Annotated in this window: 17 protein-coding genes and 1 tRNA gene; 8 read left to right on the forward strand and 10 right to left on the reverse strand. The window is 62.7% G+C overall.

All coding sequences use genetic code 11. From position 1 onward, the window contains the following. Nucleotides 1–1,554, forward strand: a 1,554-nt coding sequence (gene selB / locus FFS27_RS14235) for a selenocysteine-specific translation elongation factor (RefSeq protein ID WP_137952067.1), incomplete at its 5' end; no start/stop codon positions are given. A 3-nt stretch (nucleotides 1,555–1,557) separates the two neighbouring features. Here selB and FFS27_RS14240 read toward each other — a convergent pair. Beyond that, a complete protein-coding gene (locus tag FFS27_RS14240; RefSeq protein ID WP_010895683.1) occupies nucleotides 1,558–2,241 on the reverse strand; it encodes a helix-turn-helix transcriptional regulator in 684 nt (227 codons plus the stop codon). Nucleotides 2,242–2,522: 281 nt separating this feature from the next. Between FFS27_RS14240 and FFS27_RS14245 the strand changes: the two genes are divergently transcribed. The 4 genes from FFS27_RS14245 to FFS27_RS14260 all read left to right on the forward strand — a co-directional run bounded on the left by FFS27_RS14245 (nucleotide 2,523) and on the right by FFS27_RS14260 (nucleotide 6,314). Continuing rightward, nucleotides 2,523–3,929 (forward strand): aminotransferase, encoded by a 1,407-nt coding sequence (locus tag FFS27_RS14245; protein WP_021263822.1) that lies wholly within the window; start codon nucleotides 2,523–2,525, stop codon nucleotides 3,927–3,929. Nucleotides 3,930–3,977: 48 nt separating this feature from the next. After that, entirely contained in the window at nucleotides 3,978–5,375 is a 1,398-nt protein-coding gene (locus FFS27_RS14250; protein WP_003102289.1) for an APC family permease, read from the forward strand. A 94-nt stretch (nucleotides 5,376–5,469) separates the two neighbouring features. Next, entirely contained in the window at nucleotides 5,470–6,087 is a 618-nt protein-coding gene (locus tag FFS27_RS14255) for a class I SAM-dependent methyltransferase (RefSeq protein ID WP_003095305.1), read from the forward strand. Nucleotides 6,088–6,218: 131 nt separating this feature from the next. Next, nucleotides 6,219–6,314: transfer RNA gene (locus FFS27_RS14260), tRNA-Sec, on the forward strand. A gap of 27 nt (nucleotides 6,315–6,341) precedes the next feature. On the opposite strand, the gene FFS27_RS14265 is transcribed toward FFS27_RS14260, so the two are convergent. From FFS27_RS14265 to FFS27_RS14315, 9 genes are all read right to left on the reverse strand, one after another. Further along, nucleotides 6,342–7,382: a phage integrase gene (locus FFS27_RS14265; protein ID WP_021263823.1), complete on the reverse strand. Its 1,041-nt coding sequence runs from the start codon at nucleotides 7,380–7,382 to the stop codon at nucleotides 6,342–6,344. After that, nucleotides 7,382–8,674 (reverse strand): hypothetical protein, encoded by a 1,293-nt coding sequence (locus FFS27_RS14270; RefSeq protein ID WP_023101608.1) that lies wholly within the window; start codon nucleotides 8,672–8,674, stop codon nucleotides 7,382–7,384. Before FFS27_RS14270 ends, FFS27_RS14265 begins: the two co-directional genes overlap by 1 nt. Nucleotides 8,675–9,307: 633 nt before the next feature. Then, complete coding sequence (locus tag FFS27_RS14280) at nucleotides 9,308–9,697, reverse strand: hypothetical protein (protein ID WP_023101607.1); 390 nt, start codon at nucleotides 9,695–9,697, stop codon at nucleotides 9,308–9,310. Then, complete coding sequence (locus FFS27_RS14285) at nucleotides 9,690–9,905, reverse strand: hypothetical protein (protein WP_021263827.1); 216 nt, start codon at nucleotides 9,903–9,905, stop codon at nucleotides 9,690–9,692. The genes FFS27_RS14280 and FFS27_RS14285 overlap by 8 nt, the downstream gene beginning before the upstream one ends. Beyond that, a complete protein-coding gene (locus FFS27_RS14290; RefSeq protein WP_021263828.1) occupies nucleotides 9,902–10,126 on the reverse strand; it encodes a hypothetical protein in 225 nt (74 codons plus the stop codon). Before FFS27_RS14290 ends, FFS27_RS14285 begins: the two co-directional genes overlap by 4 nt. 517 nt (nucleotides 10,127–10,643) lie before the next feature. After that, a complete protein-coding gene (locus FFS27_RS14300; protein WP_023101606.1) occupies nucleotides 10,644–11,258 on the reverse strand; it encodes an SLATT domain-containing protein in 615 nt (204 codons plus the stop codon). Between the two features lie 5 nt (nucleotides 11,259–11,263). Then, nucleotides 11,264–12,562, reverse strand: a complete 1,299-nt coding sequence (locus FFS27_RS14305) for a nucleotide-binding domain-containing protein (RefSeq protein WP_031300278.1) — start codon at nucleotides 12,560–12,562, stop codon at nucleotides 11,264–11,266. Nucleotides 12,563–12,647: 85 nt separating this feature from the next. Further along, nucleotides 12,648–12,845: a hypothetical protein gene (locus tag FFS27_RS14310; RefSeq protein WP_124142410.1), complete on the reverse strand. Its 198-nt coding sequence runs from the start codon at nucleotides 12,843–12,845 to the stop codon at nucleotides 12,648–12,650. A gap of 14 nt (nucleotides 12,846–12,859) precedes the next feature. Next, a complete protein-coding gene (locus FFS27_RS14315; RefSeq protein WP_003102286.1) occupies nucleotides 12,860–13,582 on the reverse strand; it encodes a carbon-nitrogen hydrolase family protein in 723 nt (240 codons plus the stop codon). 262 nt (nucleotides 13,583–13,844) lie between these two features. On the opposite strand from FFS27_RS14315, the gene FFS27_RS14320 reads away from it, so the two are divergent. From FFS27_RS14320 to FFS27_RS14330, 3 genes are all read left to right on the forward strand, one after another. After that, on the forward strand, nucleotides 13,845–14,213 hold the full coding sequence (locus FFS27_RS14320; RefSeq protein ID WP_003121092.1) for a hypothetical protein: 369 nt from the start codon (nucleotides 13,845–13,847) through the stop codon (nucleotides 14,211–14,213). A 295-nt stretch (nucleotides 14,214–14,508) separates the two neighbouring features. Further along, nucleotides 14,509–15,309 carry a class I SAM-dependent methyltransferase gene (locus tag FFS27_RS14325; protein WP_021264021.1) on the forward strand — a complete coding sequence of 267 codons (801 nt, stop codon included), beginning with the start codon at nucleotides 14,509–14,511 and terminating at the stop codon, nucleotides 15,307–15,309. Next, a partial coding sequence (locus FFS27_RS14330) for an AAA family ATPase (protein WP_137952068.1) occupies nucleotides 15,306–15,829 on the forward strand: 524 nt, incomplete at its 3' end. The genes FFS27_RS14325 and FFS27_RS14330, both read left to right, overlap by 4 nt.

Below are 15,829 nucleotides of genomic sequence, written 5' to 3' on the forward strand. Positions count from 1 at the left end.
GTGCAGACCCAGGTCGAACACCTGCTGGCCTCCGGACCGCTGGCGCGCTCGCCGATCTTCCCGCTCTCCAGCAGCACCGGGGAGGGCGTCGCGGCGTTGCGCGAAGCACTCGGCGGGCTCGCCGGCGAAGTCCGCGAGCGTAGCCGCGAGGGATACTTCCGCCTGGCGGTGGACCGGGCCTTCAGCGTCGCCGGCAGCGGCATCGTGGTCACCGGCACGGCCTTCTCCGGACAGGTCGCGGTGGGCGACGAACTGCTCCTCGGCAACGCCGGACGGCCGGTACGGGTGCGCGGCCTGCACGCGCAGAACCGGCCCGCGCAACAGGCCTGGGCCGGCCAGCGCGTGGCCTTGAACATCGCCGGCGAGCGCCTTGCGCTGGAACAGATCCAGCGCGGCGACTGGCTGCTGCAGGCAGCGCTGCACGCGCCGACCACGCGGGTCGACATCGACTTCCGCCTGTTGCCCGACGAACTTCGCGACTTCACCCACTGGACCCCGGTGCACCTGCACCTGGGCACCCAGGACGTCACCGGGCGCCTGGCCCTGCTCGAAGGCGAACAACTGGAGCCTGGCCACCGCGCCTTCGCCCAACTGGTGCTGAACGCGCCGATCCAGGCCCTGCATGGCGACCGCCTGGTGCTGCGCGACCAGTCGGCGCAGCGCACCCTTGGCGGCGGGCGGGTGCTCGACGGCGCCGCGCCGGCGCGCAACCGACGAACGCCGGCACGTCTGGCACAGCTTCAGGCGCTGCGCCAGGAAAGCCTGGAGGAGGCGCTGCCGACCTTGCTCGGCGCGGCCGAGAACGGCCTCGACCCGCAACGCCTGGTGCAATCCTTCAACCGCCCGCGCGAGCACTGGCGGCTGCCGGAAGAGGTGGTCGAGGTGCAGACCCGCCTCGGCCCCCGGTTGTTCGCCGGGGAGCGCTGGTTCGCCCTGGTCGAGCAACTGCTCGCCGGCCTGCGGCGCTTCCACGAAGAGCTACCGGACGAACTCGGTCCCGACCGCGACCGCCTGCGTCGCTACGCCCTGCCGCAGCTGGAGCGGCCGGTGTTCATCGCCCTGCTCGACGCCGCCCTGGCCGGCGGCGATGTGCACAGCAGCGGGCCTTGGTTGCACCTGCCCGGCCACGAAGTGCGCCTGAGCGATAGCGAGGAGCAACTGCGCGCGCGCCTCTGGCCGCTGCTCGAAGCCGGCCGCTACGACCCGCCCTGGGTTCGCGACCTGGCCCGCGAGCTGCGCCAGGACGAAGCCGCCATGCGCAACCTGCTGCGCAAGCTGGCGCGCCTGGGCCAGTTGCAGCAGGTGGTGCGCGACCTGTTCTACCCGGAAGCCACCCTGCGTCAATTGGCCGAGATCGCTGTGCAGGTGCGCGACCCCGCCGGGCTGATCCGCCCGGCGGAATTCCGCGACCGCCTGGGCATCGGCCGCAAGCGCAGCATCCAGATCCTCGAGCACTTCGACCGCATCGGCCTGACCCGCCGCATCGGCAACGACCGTCGCCTGCGCGAGGGCTCGGCGCTGGCCGAACAGTTGCTCGGCGGCGTCTCGCCCTGAGTCTCAGGGGCCGACGCGCTGCCCCTGGCTCAGGCACTCGATGAACAGCGCGAACAGTTCCGACTGCGAGCCGACTTCCAGCTTGGTGTAGAGATTCTTCCGGTGCATGCGCACGGTCTCCGGGGAGATGTCCATCAGCCGCGCGCTGGATTTCGCCGAGTGGCCGCTGAGCAGCAGGTGGCAGGCCTCGCGTTCGCGGTCGGTGAGCACGCCGCGACCGAAGCCGCGCAGCACTTCCTGAAGGCGCGGGGCGAGGTCGGCCTGCGGGTTCGGCGAGAGGTCGGCGCGGCCGGCGCAGAACTGCCGGGCCAGCTCCAGCACCGGCGGCGCCAGGCCGGCGAGGGCGGCGACCTGGGCGTCGCTGTAGCGGCTCGCCGAAAGGCCGTTGTAGAGACAGATCGAGAGCTTCTCGGTGGGGCCGAGGTCGAGGATGTAGTAGACGTCCTCCACCGCTCCGGCGCCGAGGTAGTAGGTCTGGTAGTAGGCGCTCTGGAAGAAGTCGTCGGGGGCGATCTCGCCGAGGGTGTAGAAGCCTTCCGGAAGGCCTTCCTCCACCGCCAGGCAGAAAGGGTCGAGCAGGTAGCCGCGGGAGAAGTAGCGGCGGATGATCGCCTCGCGGAAGCGCTCGGCGATGCCGCGCTCGTAGAGCAGGGTGGGCGCGTGGCCCTTGCGTTCCAGGCTGATCATACTCGACTCGATCGGCACCAACTGGTGGATGGCGTCGACCAGCGCGGCGAGGAAGTCGGGTTGGCGCAGGCGCCGGATCGCCAGCGCCAGGTGTTCGTGCCAGCGGTCGAGGGCGTTCGGGGCGATGGCCTGCATGGACGGTACGGCTCGTTCTTGTCGTTGTCGCCGCAGGATAGCAAGCCGCGTCGGCCGCACCCAGCGCTTACCCCAAAATGGGGTATGGCCCGCCGCGCGGTGCTCTTGCACCCTCGGAGCATCCATCCGAGAAGAGCGACAGCCCGATGAACGCAAGACTGCACGCCACGTCCCCCCTCGGCGACGCCGACCTGGTCCGTGCCGACCAGGCCCACTACATGCACGGCTACCACGTGTTCGACGACCACCGCGTCAACGGCTCGCTGAACATCGCCGCCGGCGACGGCGCCTATATCTACGACACCGCCGGCAACCGCTACCTCGACGCGGTGGGCGGCATGTGGTGCACCAACATCGGCCTGGGGCGCGAGGAAATGGCTCGCACCGTGGCCGAGCAGACCCGCCTGCTGGCCTATTCCAATCCCTTCTGCGACATGGCCAACCCGCGCGCCATCGAACTCTGCCACAAGCTCGCCGAGCTGGCCCCCGGCGATCTCGACCACGTGTTCCTCACCACCGGCGGTTCCACCGCCGTGGACACCGCGATCCGCCTCATGCACTACTATCAGAACTGCCGCGGCAAGCGCGCCAAGAAGCACGTCATCACGCGGATCAACGCCTACCACGGCTCGACCTTCCTCGGCATGTCGCTGGGTGGCAAGAGCGCCGACCGGCCGGCCGAGTTCGACTTCCTCGACGAGCGCATCCACCACCTTGCCTGTCCCTACTACTACCGCGCTCCGGAAGGAGTGGGCGAGGCCGAGTTCCTCGATGGCCTGGTGGAGGAGTTCGAACGCAAGATCCTCGAACTGGGCGCCGACCGGGTGGGGGCGTTCATCTCCGAGCCGGTGTTCGGCTCCGGCGGCGTGATCGTCCCGCCCGCGGGCTACCACCGGCGCATGTGGGAGCTGTGCCAGCGCTACGACGTGCTGTACATCTCCGACGAAGTGGTGACCTCCTTCGGCCGCCTCGGCCACTTCTTCGCCAGCCAGGCGGTGTTCGGCGTACAGCCGGACATCATCCTCACCGCCAAGGGCCTCACCTCCGGCTACCAGCCGCTGGGCGCGTGCATCTTCTCCCGGCGCATCTGGGAGGTGATCGCCGAGCCGGACAAGGGCCGCTGCTTCAGCCATGGTTTCACCTACTCCGGCCACCCGGTGGCCTGCGCGGCGGCGCTGAAGAACATCGAGATCATCGAGCGCGAGGGCTTGCTCGCCCACGCCGACGAGGTCGGCCGCTACTTCGAGGAGCGCCTGCAAAGCCTCCGCGACCTGCCCATCGTCGGCGACGTGCGCGGGATGCGCTTCATGGCCTGTGTCGAGTTCGTCGCCGACAAGGCGAGCAAGGCGCTGTTTCCGGAAAGCCTGAACATCGGCGAGTGGGTCCACCTGCGGGCGCAGAAGCGCGGCCTGCTGGTTCGTCCGATCGTCCACCTGAACGTGATGTCGCCGCCGCTGATCCTCACCCGCGAACAGGTCGATACCGTGGTCCGGGTGCTGCGCGAGAGCATCGAGGAAACCGTGGAGGATCTTGTCCGCGCCGGTCACCGGTAAGCGCCGGGGCGCCGCCGGCGCCCCACCCGAACATTCAGGAGAACCCCAATGGACGACAACAAGAACAAGGTCCTGCGGTTGCGCGATGTGGTGCTCTACACGGTCTCGGCGATGCTCTTCATGGACCAGATCGCCCTGGCTTCCTCCCTCGGTCCGTCGAGCCTGTTCTGGTGGCTCTACGTGCTGGTCCTGCTGTTCCTGCCGATGGCCATGATGACCTCCGAGCTGGGCACCGCCTTCCCCGCCAACGGCGGCGTCTACCACTGGGTGCGCAGCGCCTTCGGCTTCCGCTGGGGGGCCCGGGTGTCATGGATGTACTGGGTCAACAACGCACTGTGGATGCCTTCGGTCTACACCCTGTTCGGCAGCATGCTCGGCGCCTTCTATTTCCCCGAGCTGAGCCTCTGGGGCAAGATCGCCATCGGCATCGCCCTGGCGCTGCTCACCGCGGCGTTCAACGTGGTCGCGCTGCGCCTGGGCAAGTGGCTGCCGAACCTCGGCGCGCTGCTCAAGCTGCTCGCGGTGCTCGCCCTGGGCGTCGGCGGCCTGCACTTCGGCTGGAACCATGGCTTCGCCAACGACTTCAGCCTGGACTCCATCGTCCCGTCCTCGCCGGGCCAGATGGCCGCGCTGGGAGTGATGGTCTACGGCATCATGGGAACCGAGCTGGCCTGTTGCAGCGCCGCGGAGATGCGCAACGCGCGCCGCGACATCCCGCGCGCGGTGCTGATCTCCGGGCTGATCGTCGGCGCCTTCAACATCTTCGGCACCCTCGGCGTGCTGGCCGCGGTACCGGCCGAGGAAACCGACGTCACCCGGATCTTCGCCCACACCCTCTACAACATCTACGGCCACGACGGCGCCGGCGGGATGCTCGCCGACCTGGTCGGCGCCTTCGTCCTGTTCACCCTCTTCACCAACATGGTCACCTGGAGCATGGGCACCAACCGTGCCGCGGTGGAAGCGGCCAAGGCCGGCGAGCTGCCGGCGCTGTTCGGCGTGGTCCATTCGCGCCACGGCACGCCGATCGGCTCGGCGGTGCTGGCCTCGGCGGTGAGCATCGTCCTGCTGCTGCTCTACGGCCTGGTGGCGCACACTGCCGAGGAACTGTTCTGGACCCTGCTGTCGATCTTCGCCATGGTTTTCATGATGCCCTATGTGCTGATGTGCCTGGCCTTCGTCCGCCTGCGCCGCGCCGACCCGCGTCCACGGCCCTACCGGATGCCGCTGGGCGACCGCCTGGCCAGTCTCTGGGCGCTGTTCGTCGCGCTGCATGTGCTGGCCGGCATCTGCCTGTTCGTCGTCACCCCCGGCGCGCCGATGGACTGGGCTTACGCCGGCAAGATCGTCGGCGGCGTGGCGCTGGCCCTGGCAGTGGGCGAACTGCTGATCCGCCAGGCGGCGCGAAGGCGCGGCGTGATGTCACTGCGCGGTGCCTACGGTTGAGGAGCGGCCCTGTCGCAACAGCGCCTATGGCGTTAATGTGCCGTTAACGCCCTTGGTGGGTAATGGGTCGCAGCGCAACACGGAGAAGGTCGTCATGTCCGAACGAGAGCACTGGCAACGGGTATACGAGAGCAAGCCGTCCGACGCGGTGAGCTGGTTCCAGGCCGAGGCCACGCTGTCTCTCGACCTGATCCGACGCATCGGCGCGCCCCGCGAGGCGGCGATCATCGATGTCGGCGGCGGCGCCTCGACCCTGGTCGACGGCCTGCTCGCCGAAGGCTTCGGCGACCTGACGGTGCTCGACCTTTCCGACGCCGCCCTGCGTGTCGCCCGCAACCGCCTCGGCGCGCGCGGCGAAGAGGTGCGCTGGATCGCCGGCGACATTACCGGCGTCGACCTGCCGGAAGCCACCTACGATGTCTGGCACGACCGCGCCGTGTTCCACTTCCTTACCACTGCCGAAGCCCGCCGCGCCTACGTGCGCCAGGTGATGAAGGCGGTCCGCCACGGCGGCCACGTGATCGTCGCCACCTTCGCCGCCGACGGCCCGACCGAATGCAGCGGCCTGCCAGTCATGCGCTACGACGCCGACGAACTGCACGCCGAGTTCGGCTCCGCCTTCCAGCTCACCGAGCACCGCGACGAACACCACGTCACTCCCGCCGGCCGGGTCCAGCACTTCGTCTACTGCCATTGCCTGAAACGCCTGTGAAGTGCTCCGAGGCTGGGCTACGCTCTGCTCGCCCGGCCATGCGAACGACTTTCCATGACATCCGGCATTTCTTCTTCGGACCCCGGCCTGATAAGCTCCCGTCTCGAGGAAAACCTCTTGCAAATCAAAGAGGAAGGCAATCACGCCCGGTGGCGTGGCCGGACTTCAAATCCGGTGGGGGACGGCAGCCGTTCCTGGGTGGGTTCGACTCCCACTGCCTTCCGCCAACTCCCCCGTCTACAGCCCGCGTGGTTCTAGACTTTCGGTTCAGCCCGGGAGGACGGTTCTTCGTTGGTGTCGAAGAAGTGTCGAAAGTCCCTGATCGGTCCCAGCGTCAGCACGTCCAGGAGATGATCCGGCGCGAGGTGCGCATAGCGCATGGTCATGTTGAGCGAGGCGTGGCCGAGTACCCGTTGCAGCGTCAGGATGTTTCCGTCGTTCATCATGTAATGGCTCGCGAAGGTCTGGCGGAGCACATGCGTCTTCTGCCCCGGCGGCAGGTTCACGCCTGACATCTTTACCGCATAGTCGAAGCTGTCCCGGCAGTTGGAGAACGGCCCGTGTTCCTGGAAGTGATCGTGGATGCGTTCTTCCATCTCGGGCGGGATCGGTACGGATCGGCGGCGCTTGGACTTGGTGTTGATGAAGTGAACTGCGCCGGCTTTGACACGCTCAGGGACCAACCCTTGCGCCTCTCCCCAGCGGCAGCCAGTAGCGAGGCAGATGGTCGCCACCATCTCGACGTGCGGAGTGCGGCTATGGTGCTTGAGCGAGTGGAACACCTTGGCGATGTCGGCCTTCGAAAGAAACGACAGTTCGCGCTCTTGAAGCTTCAACGGGCGGACCTTTTCCAGCGGATCGGGGTAATCGATTTCGCCCAGATGCCGGAGCACGCTGAACATCGAGCGCAGATAGCCGAGCTGGTTGTTCACGGTCTTGCCACTGACGCCTGAACTCATACGACGTGCCCGGTACGTTGTGTACTGAGCCCCTGTGAGATCAGCCGCCACCGGATTGCCAAGTGCTTCGGCCATGCGGCGCAACACGAGGTCCGTGCGTTCGACGTCGACCAGGGCGTGGCCGTGCAGCAGCTTCCAGCGGGCGATCAGTTCCAGCAGTCGGCGTCGATCCTTTGGGCGAGGGTTCCATGCGGGATCCTGCGTGGTCTGCGAGCGGACCATGGCCTCGAAGCGCTGAGCCTCACCCTTGGTCTTGAACCGCTTGCGGAAGCGCTTGCCCTTGATGGGTTCGATATCAGCCAGCCAACGGCCGTCTTCCAGCTTAGTGATCGCCATCAGACGGCATAACCTCGCCTCAGGTAGCGATCGGAAATGAGGTTCTTGATGTGCTGCTCCAGTTCACGGCGAGTCCAACCCCTGGCCAGATAGTGGTCTTCGATGACGTGCCAGAACTCCAGTCGGTGGGCGGACTCAATCGCCTTTTTTGCGGGAATGCGCTCCCGTGCGATCAGGCTGATGAACTGGCCCAGGAACATCTCGCAGTTCTTGCCGGAAAAGCCCATGGCCGTTTTGTGGTAGCGGCGGTATTCGACGCGTTCGATCAGCGGGTCGGCTTCGACCTGGACCTTCACGTCCTGCATGATCAGCGACCAGAACGGATCGTACACGGCATCCCGGGCGAGCAGCTTGTAAGCCTCGCAGGCGTAGCCGAACAGGCCTTGCAGGTGCGGGCAGATACCGGCATAGGTCCGCGTCGCGATCACCGCGCCAGAGGGCAGGCAGGTGCCTTGCGCGAACTGTTCGACCACCGAGTGGTGGAAGCGGAACTCGATGCGCCACACCATTTCCTGTGGATCGTAGGCGGCGTCACCCGCGCCGAATGGATCGCCATGGAGGCCGGACCATACGGCATTCCAGTAATCCAGCTTGTCCGTTGCGCGGGCTTGCAGCGTCTTGTTGTAGATGCACAGCTGAATCCCGTTGGGCGAGCCGAACATGTAGGTCTCGCCACGTCCGTACACCGAGGCATTGCCATCGAACTCGATGCGGTCGATGCCGCTGAACTGGCGGACTCGGTTCGACCGACAATGCATGCGATCCACGATATCAGCGGGTGGGGTCCAGCCCTGAACATCCAGGGCGATGTGAACGGCGCACTGGTTGGTTTCGCAGTGTGTGAGCACCGCAGCAGCGAGGTCGTCGAGCACCTTCTGCAGCGCCTTGGGATCCACACCGTCGATAGCGTGCGAAGAGACTTCGATCTTCAGGTGAGAGCCGATGGTGTCGAGCTTGATGTTGTAGTTCTTGATCAACAGGATCAGGCCGAGGTCGGCGTTCTGCAGACGGAACTGGTAGCCCGAATCACGGCCGACGCGCCCTTTGGACCACTGGTGCCCGGCAAACTTGGCGATGGGTTCCTTGTCATCGAACAGCGCCATGACCTCGGGGCGAACCATGCCCTTGTACAGCTGACGCACCGTATCCACGCCACAGCGCAGGATGCGAACACCGGAGAGGTCAGTGAAGTGGCCCGCCTTCGAATCCATGAACATGCGGCCGTTGGGAACATCGAGGATGCGGCCGTCAGCTTCGATGTGGAGGCGGTGTTGATGGGGCACTTTTCTCATGGGATTCACCTAACAATGTCCAATAACCAACGTTTTAGAAATGGGTTGTCCGACGTGTTACAGGGACGTCGCCGCGCCTTCGGCCTACCGCTCGTGCCTGGCGCTCCCGGCCGGCGTCGCGGCGAACGTCCAGCACTCCAGTTGCACGGGACTGATCCAACAGGAAGGGATGGTGGGTGGCTTGAGCTGAGCGCCGCCGCCCAGGAGGTAGGCCATCAGAACGAGAGCAACGACGTTGATCAGTCCATCCAGGCGCATCGCGTTCTCCTCGTTTGCATTTCCTGGGTATGAGCGTGCCCGTCGCTGCAATGCAGGCGCTCGCGCCAGTGATTCAGCGTTCGGAAATGGTGAAATTAAGAGGCTTTGGAACGGGGCTATGGGGCGCACCGCTGTGGTTATCTCACCACAAAATCAGGTGCTGGATCGGGGCTATGCCGAAGGCGAATGGGACCGGAAACGTAGGCCAACACTATCCAACTAAGCCCATTCACTCCGCTCTGATATGCACGACCGGCATCGCCTAACACCAAGGGCTCTGCCCTTGTCATCCCGCTCTTGCCGCCGAGGGCTCGGGAGCGCGGGGCGAAGAAGCTGCCCCACGCTCACCGGCCAAGGCTGGTGACGGGCATGCGTTCAAGGGTTCGCTGCGCCCGTGCTTCCGTTCGCCGGAACGGTAGGGCTGTTCCGACGAGCCGGGAGCGCGGCCCTTGAGCGCGGATCGTTAGGGTGGGCGATGCGGTCCAGTACGTTGCCGGAACCATGCCGGTCGCGGTACCGCATCACCCGGATCGTGCGAATGTTTTCCCAGAAGGCTTCATCCGCGAATGCTTTCTCTGCTCCGGGCTTGAGGGTCAGGAAGTGCGGTCCGCCGCGCAGCCCTTCGGCAGGGAGCACGACACCGACGACACGTACCCAGCGCCAGATTGGGTCCGGCTCTTCTTCGAACACCATTTCGATCAGGACGGTCTGGCCCAGATAGCGCAGTGCGCTTTGAGCATCTAAGGCTGCACATGCACTATTCATGGCTGTAGTCCCCCGCGTCGAAGGTGGCTTTGCCTCGCTCCAGATCGGCACGAAAACGAGCGAGGTTGATCATGCGGAAGCACCCCATTTGCAAGCTGGGGACCGTGCCGTCTTCTGCCCATTGGGCCGCTTCGTCGTACGACACGCTGCACATCTCCGCGAAGGTGGCGATGCCGCACAGGTCGAGATTCCATTTCGCCTTGCTCACATTCGTTCTCCTTTCTCCAGCAGTTGGCTATTCAGCGCGGTAAGGTTGACCATCATGTGTTTGCCGTACTTCTGAGACGGAATGTAGCCATTGCGAATCCAGCCCCAGACAACGTCATGGCGGTCACCCATACGTATCCAGTTGGCAAAGTCTCTCCAGGGCATCATTGGAGGGGGGCTTGAGAGGTCCGGCATCTCGAAGGGGGTTTCTTCCACATCCATGGGCTTTCCTGCACTATATCGGTCTATAGAGGGCTATGGTGTAGATGGCGAGTGTAAATAGTGAACCATCGAGGGTATAATACCAGTGTAAAGTCCGAGTTCAAATAGTACACTGCGAGCTTTTAAGAACTTTATGGAATCAATACAGAATAGGGCTATTGCTTTAATATATATGACGGGTTTGGACGATCTAGTCCGGAAGTCCGAAATCAGCTATAGCCGTTGGAAAAATCTGCGTCATAAGAAAGCCAGGATCAGCACTGAGGAAATTGAAGTACTTGTGCAGTTATATCCTCAATATGCTCTTTGGCTAGCTAGCGGCAGAACGATTCCTGAAAGCGGGCAAACAAGCCCTGACATTGATGAGGCCGTGAAAATTCCCAGTACAGGCTAGGCGACCGGCCGTATAAGAATCGGCCGGGTTACTTTGAAGAAAGTTAATGTCTACTCTGCGAAGGAGTTTCTGGCTGGGATTTCAAGGCCAAGTAGGTGCTCTAAAGCATCTGGAGATGCTGAATCAACTTGGCAACTGTTGGATTGCGCAAGCAGCCCAAGAAATCACATCTTTGGCATATAGAATTATTGCCAGAAATAGAAAGCCGACAATCCAAAGGGCGAATGAAAGAGGGATTTTGTCCCGAAGTAAGGTGAACTTCTTCTGCTCGTTGATCCAGTCAATTTGGTACTGCCAAAAGAACTTGTAGTGCGCGTACCAATCGCTAAATAATATTTGCTTGCTTATGCAATTTGCGTAGTACTCTTGCTCAATGCCTTTCAAGTTTTCTTGGTGCTCGGGAAGCACCGAAGGCGAGCTTTCAACCTGCCTGTATAAGTCTCGCAGTTGATTGTAGAGACAGGTCAGCTTGTTGGCAGATTTCTCATATTCAACTTTTTTATGATCATAGAATGAGATGTAAAGACCGATAAGTCCCAATACAAGAAGGGCGGCAGAAAGGTATTTTGCCGAAAGCTCATCATATACAAGTGCATAGATGCCGAACGCCATTGATCCAAAACCAATAAGCCCTGGAACTTTGTCAACTATGTCATATGTTGCCCAGTGCTTTCTCCCACCGAATCCTACGTTGTACCCTGTCTCCGCAATGCTTCTTAGGAATAAATTCTTGTCCATGACACTCACTGTATTGGTACGTGAATTCGATTTTTTGCTACTACAACACCGTTTTTAACAATATAGCACTCTACGATATGATCGCCATTGAAGCTCGTGTGCTCGGTGATTTCACCGCGACCAGAATCAGAGACAATTTGACCTCGGATGCAATTCTTTCGCTGAGCCTCTGCGCCTCTATTTAGCACTTTCCAGTAAACACTGTAAGGCTTTCGCACGGAACACTCTTCGATATAAAAGCGCAGCTTCTTGCTCACACTGAGGCGTATCCGCCTAGCAATCATATCTCGAAGGAGGAACTCCCTGAATCCGTTCTGAGAAACCTCGCATTCAATGCGAAGGCTGCTCCTTATATCTATCGGGAACCTATTCTCAATATATTGCTCTGTTTCATCATATCGCACGCCCGATGCAATAGACTCTAGCGCGGCCCTGGAGGCTTTCTGCGGCGCAGGGAATGGCCGCCCATAAACCTTACGCCATTTTTCATCTTCGCTATCTGTATCTGCTGCAGCAATTGCCTCGACACAGAGGTCGTATGCTTTCTTCGCCGGCTTCTGGAATTTTTTCTTAACCTTTACTCTTTGCCCACTCCCCAGGGCTGCGTAGTAGTCTTGCTCAGGTAGCTCGGATAGGTAATAAAAGAAGTCTCTTCCCATCCAATCGTAATAGAGATAGCTTTTGTCGTCGTAATAGTTGGTAGACTTTAAGAAGTTGTGAGCAAGAGTATCTATTAACAGGCCTCCCATGTTAATGCCGTGCTTGTTTTTCCAAGCCCTAGCCATTTTGCAGAGACGCCGAAGATTCCTGTTCTTTTCGCCATTTATCTTGGCGATTTCAGTGATTTCCTCTCTCGGCTTTGTAATCTTCCAAGAGCCGTCACCTGATGTGTCTGGATACTTAAAGCTTCCGTCTTCCTGCTCGAATACCGGCTGAACCTCTACGTGGAAGTTGGTGTATAGAACACGTACTACTGGGCTGTCTACGTATATGTCGGTCCTGGGGTATCTTGCTTTTATAATGTCCTTTGTCTTTTCAAGAAGTTTTGATTGGCCACCAGAGACGTTATAATCATTCCAGCTTTTTGCGGGCATTATATAAAGCATGTCAAGATCGGAAATTCCTTGTATGGCTGTCCAGCGACCATAAGATCCGACTTGAAGGTTGTTAGCTGTTTTTGACTCTGTATCTCGAAATTCTTTATTTAAAGCTGCGGTGATTTCTCCATATCGGAGACTAATTTGATCGTCGTTTGTAATCCTAAGATTGGATAAGAAGCCCTGAAATTTTTCCGAAATGCTCATACTTAATCGTATCCCTGATACCCATAGTCCTAGAGTGGTTTTAGGCTACTAATTTGCTATCACCCTGTCTAGGCATGCCAAACGCTCACGCCGACAGCAAAGACAAACGTCGAAAAAGTGTCGAAATCACTTGCTGAGACTTGCCTCCAATGCCCTGAATGGCGCCGCTGAAAGGCCCGATTTCACTGGTGTTGACCAAAAAAAGCCCACCTACGACCACAGCAAAAAACGAGTTCGACTCCCACTGCCTTCCGCCAATTCTCCGCTCGCTTTCGGCGGCCATCGTGTCTCACAGGATCAAGCGTCTATCTCGGTCCGTTCCAGCAGAAGCAGCGTCTCACCCGTCCCCGTCGTCTCCCTGACCAGCGCTCCCCGCTCATTCCAAAACGCACTCCTGCCCGCCGCCTTCCAGCCACCCGTCGGCCCGCCATGGTTGGCCAGCAGCACGCCCATTCCGTGCTCGCGGGCATAACCGGCCAGTAGGGCCGAGTCGGCCGGGTAGCCGTTTTCTCCGATCAGCGCGCTGGCGATGTAGAGGCGAGCGCCGGCACGGGCGGCGTGGGCCGGGTGGCTGGGTTGGCTGAAGTCGGCGCAGACCGCCAACGCCATCGGCAGGCCGTCGATCTCCAGCAGGGGGCCGCCGTCGCCGGCTGAGAAGTGGCGTTCCTCGCCCGCGTGCAGGTGCTGCTTGGCATAGACGCCGAGGCTGCCGTCGGCTCCGAGGATCAGGGCGGCGATCAGCGGCTTGGCATGCTTCGGCGAGCGCAGCGGCAGGCCGACCACCGTGGTCATCCGTGCCTGCTCGGCGAGCTGGCGCAGCGGTTGCAGCAGGGGCGTGTCCGCCGGCTGGGCGAGGGCGGCGGCAGCGCTGGGTTCGTAGCCGGTGAGCGACAGTTCGGGAAACACCAGCAGGCGCACGCCCCGTGCCTGGGCGATACGCATCAGGCGCAGGTGGTCGTCGAGGTTGCGTGGCAGGTCGGCGGGGTGGGCGCAGCTCTGGGCGGCGGCGATCAGCGTCATGGGGCTGTCTCGGGTATGGATGGCACAAATTCGCCAGTAGAGCCGAAGGCAGCATTTCCGGGAAGAGGCGATTAGCGGCTGCGCTACGTTTGGCTGGGGAGGGCGCTTTCGTCGCCGCGAAGCCGTAAGATAACGCGCTTCATGGCGCGCCCGACGGACGGGTGCGCACGCTTGCCTCGGGAGAACAGGGATGGCCGAGATCAATCCGCTTTCAACGGACCTGCAACAGCAACTGGCGGAGCTGCAGGCACAGGGGCTCGCCTTGCTTGGCGTCGCCGCGGACGAGACGCCGGCGCAGATCGTCGCCGCCGTCACCGACTACGTGCGCGATGCGAGGGAGCAGGGGCGCAGCCTCGACGACGAGGCGGTCTTCGCCCTCGGCGCGCTGATCGGCGCGCAGTACGTGCGTGGCCTCGGCTGGCACTGGGGCGACGTGACCTGGGACGGCGACCCGGACAGCGCCGCCGTCGGCGTGCTCAGCCCCGACGAATCGCTGTTCAACAACCCCATCGGCTGGGTAAGCCAGATCGCCGAAAGCGGCGGCGGGGTGCCGTTCATGCTCAGCTACAACATGATCCTGGCCAACCAGGTGCCGCTGTTCGAGCGGGGCAGCGCCACCGGTCTCTATTGAGCATGCAGGCGGATCGCCGCGACGCGCCGGCGCATCCCGCCAGGCGGGGCCGACAACCTGAACGGCCGGCGTCAGGCGCCGCGACCCGCCGAGCAGCGCCAACCGGCGAACGAGGTGCGGGTGACCGTGGTGGAACAGACGCTGCCTCTGAGAAACCGCGCCTGCGGCGCTTTCCAGGAAGGCAGCCTGGAACGACGCGACTGCCGAGCCCATATCGGGCTGCAATTCCGCGATTGAGTGGGCTGCGGGTTCGCGACTCGGCTGGCCTTCCTGGGAACACTTCTGAGGTTTTCGCATGACGGATCTTGAACACGCGGTGGAAAGCAACCGACGCGCCTGGGACGCGTCCGCCGACAGTCACCTGCGTGGCAGCGGCTGGCAGGAATTGTCGCTGGCGGTACAGGAAACCGGCTTCAGTTGCCTGGACGAGACCCTGGCTGGCGTGCTGCGCAATCTGGACCTGGCCGGCAAGGCGGCGGTCCAGGTCGGCTGCAACAACGGCCGGGAAGTGCTTTCGCTGTACGCCTTCGGCGTCGCGCGGGCGGTGGGGATCGACCAGTCCGCCGCCTTCCTCGCCCAGGCGCGGCAACTGGCCGAGCGCTCGCCGCATCAGCCGCGTTTCGTCGAAGCCAATGCCTACGAGCTGCCGGCCGAGCTGAACGGTCAGTTCGACCTGCTGCTGATCACCATCGGTGTGCTCAACTGGATGCCCGACATCGCGCGCTTCTTCGCCTCGGTGAGCGGCCTGCTGAAGCCGGGCGGGCAATTGGCGATCTATGAGACCCACCCGTTCCTGGAGATGCTCGAACCCGAGTCGGAGCAACCGTTCGAACTGCGCAACGACTACTTCACCGACACGCCCCACGTATCCCGGGAGGCCATCGTCTACGAAGGCAGCGGCAGCGATACCGGCATCGCCAGCTACTGGTACGTCCACCCGCTCGGCGACATCCTCGGCGGGCTGCTCGGCGCCGGCCTGCGCCTGAGTCACTTCAAGGAGTACCCGCACTCGAACCGCGAGGAACTCTACGACCTCTACGAGGACGGACCGCTGGCGATCCCGATGTGCTACACGCTGGTCGCGGTCAAGGCATGACCTGCGTCGAGGCCGAGCGAGGCGCGCCGCTGCGTGTGGTGGTGGTCGGCACCAGCGGGGCCGGGAAGACGACCTTCTCCGCCGCGCTGGCCGCCAGGCTGGGTTGTACGCATGTCGAACTCGACCGACTCTACTGGGGCCCCGGCTGGCAAGCCGTGCCCCACGAACGCTTCGAGCACGCCGTGGAGCGGGCGACGACGGCGCCGCGCTGGGTCGCCGACGGCAACTACAGCGCCGTCCGCGAGTTGCTCTGGGGCCGCGCCACCCACGTGGTATGGCTGAATTTCGGGCGCTGGACGGTGTTCTCCCGGGTCCTTCGCCGCACCCTGGCCCGGGGCCTGCTGCGCACCCGCCTGTCCCACGGCAACCGTGAATCGCTGCGGATGGCGTTCTGCTCCAGGGATTCGATCCTGCTCTGGTCATGGACCACCTTCGCAGGCAACCGCCGCAAATACACCGGCCTGCGCGAGGATCCGCGGTTCGCGCATTTGCGCTGGGTGGAGGTTGGCGAGCCGGGGAG

Source organism: Pseudomonas sp. 2VD (assembly GCF_005503585.1).
In the GTDB taxonomy this organism is placed as follows: Bacteria; Pseudomonadota; Gammaproteobacteria; order Pseudomonadales; family Pseudomonadaceae; genus Pseudomonas; species Pseudomonas aeruginosa.

Coding starts and splice junctions, on each gene's coding strand:
- FFS27_RS14300 (WP_023101606.1), bottom strand. CDS start 11,258: ATGGACAAGAATTTATTCCTAAGAAGCATTGCGGAGACAGGGTACAAC.
- FFS27_RS14270 (WP_023101608.1), bottom strand. CDS start 8,674: ATGAGAAAAGTGCCCCATCAACACCGCCTCCACATCGAAGCTGACGGC.
- FFS27_RS14240 (WP_010895683.1), bottom strand. CDS start 2,241: ATGATCAGCCTGGAACGCAAGGGCCACGCGCCCACCCTGCTCTACGAG.
- FFS27_RS14315 (WP_003102286.1), bottom strand. CDS start 13,582: ATGACGCTGATCGCCGCCGCCCAGAGCTGCGCCCACCCCGCCGACCTG.
- FFS27_RS14290 (WP_021263828.1), bottom strand. CDS start 10,126: ATGGATGTGGAAGAAACCCCCTTCGAGATGCCGGACCTCTCAAGCCCC.
- FFS27_RS14250 (WP_003102289.1), top strand. CDS start 3,978: ATGGACGACAACAAGAACAAGGTCCTGCGGTTGCGCGATGTGGTGCTC.
- FFS27_RS14255 (WP_003095305.1), top strand. CDS start 5,470: ATGTCCGAACGAGAGCACTGGCAACGGGTATACGAGAGCAAGCCGTCC.
- FFS27_RS14325 (WP_021264021.1), top strand. CDS start 14,509: ATGACGGATCTTGAACACGCGGTGGAAAGCAACCGACGCGCCTGGGAC.
- FFS27_RS14305 (WP_031300278.1), bottom strand. CDS start 12,562: ATGAGCATTTCGGAAAAATTTCAGGGCTTCTTATCCAATCTTAGGATT.
- FFS27_RS14280 (WP_023101607.1), bottom strand. CDS start 9,697: ATGAATAGTGCATGTGCAGCCTTAGATGCTCAAAGCGCACTGCGCTAT.
- FFS27_RS14245 (WP_021263822.1), top strand. CDS start 2,523: ATGAACGCAAGACTGCACGCCACGTCCCCCCTCGGCGACGCCGACCTG.
- FFS27_RS14310 (WP_124142410.1), bottom strand. CDS start 12,845: ATGGCCGCCGAAAGCGAGCGGAGAATTGGCGGAAGGCAGTGGGAGTCG.
- FFS27_RS14265 (WP_021263823.1), bottom strand. CDS start 7,382: ATGGCGATCACTAAGCTGGAAGACGGCCGTTGGCTGGCTGATATCGAA.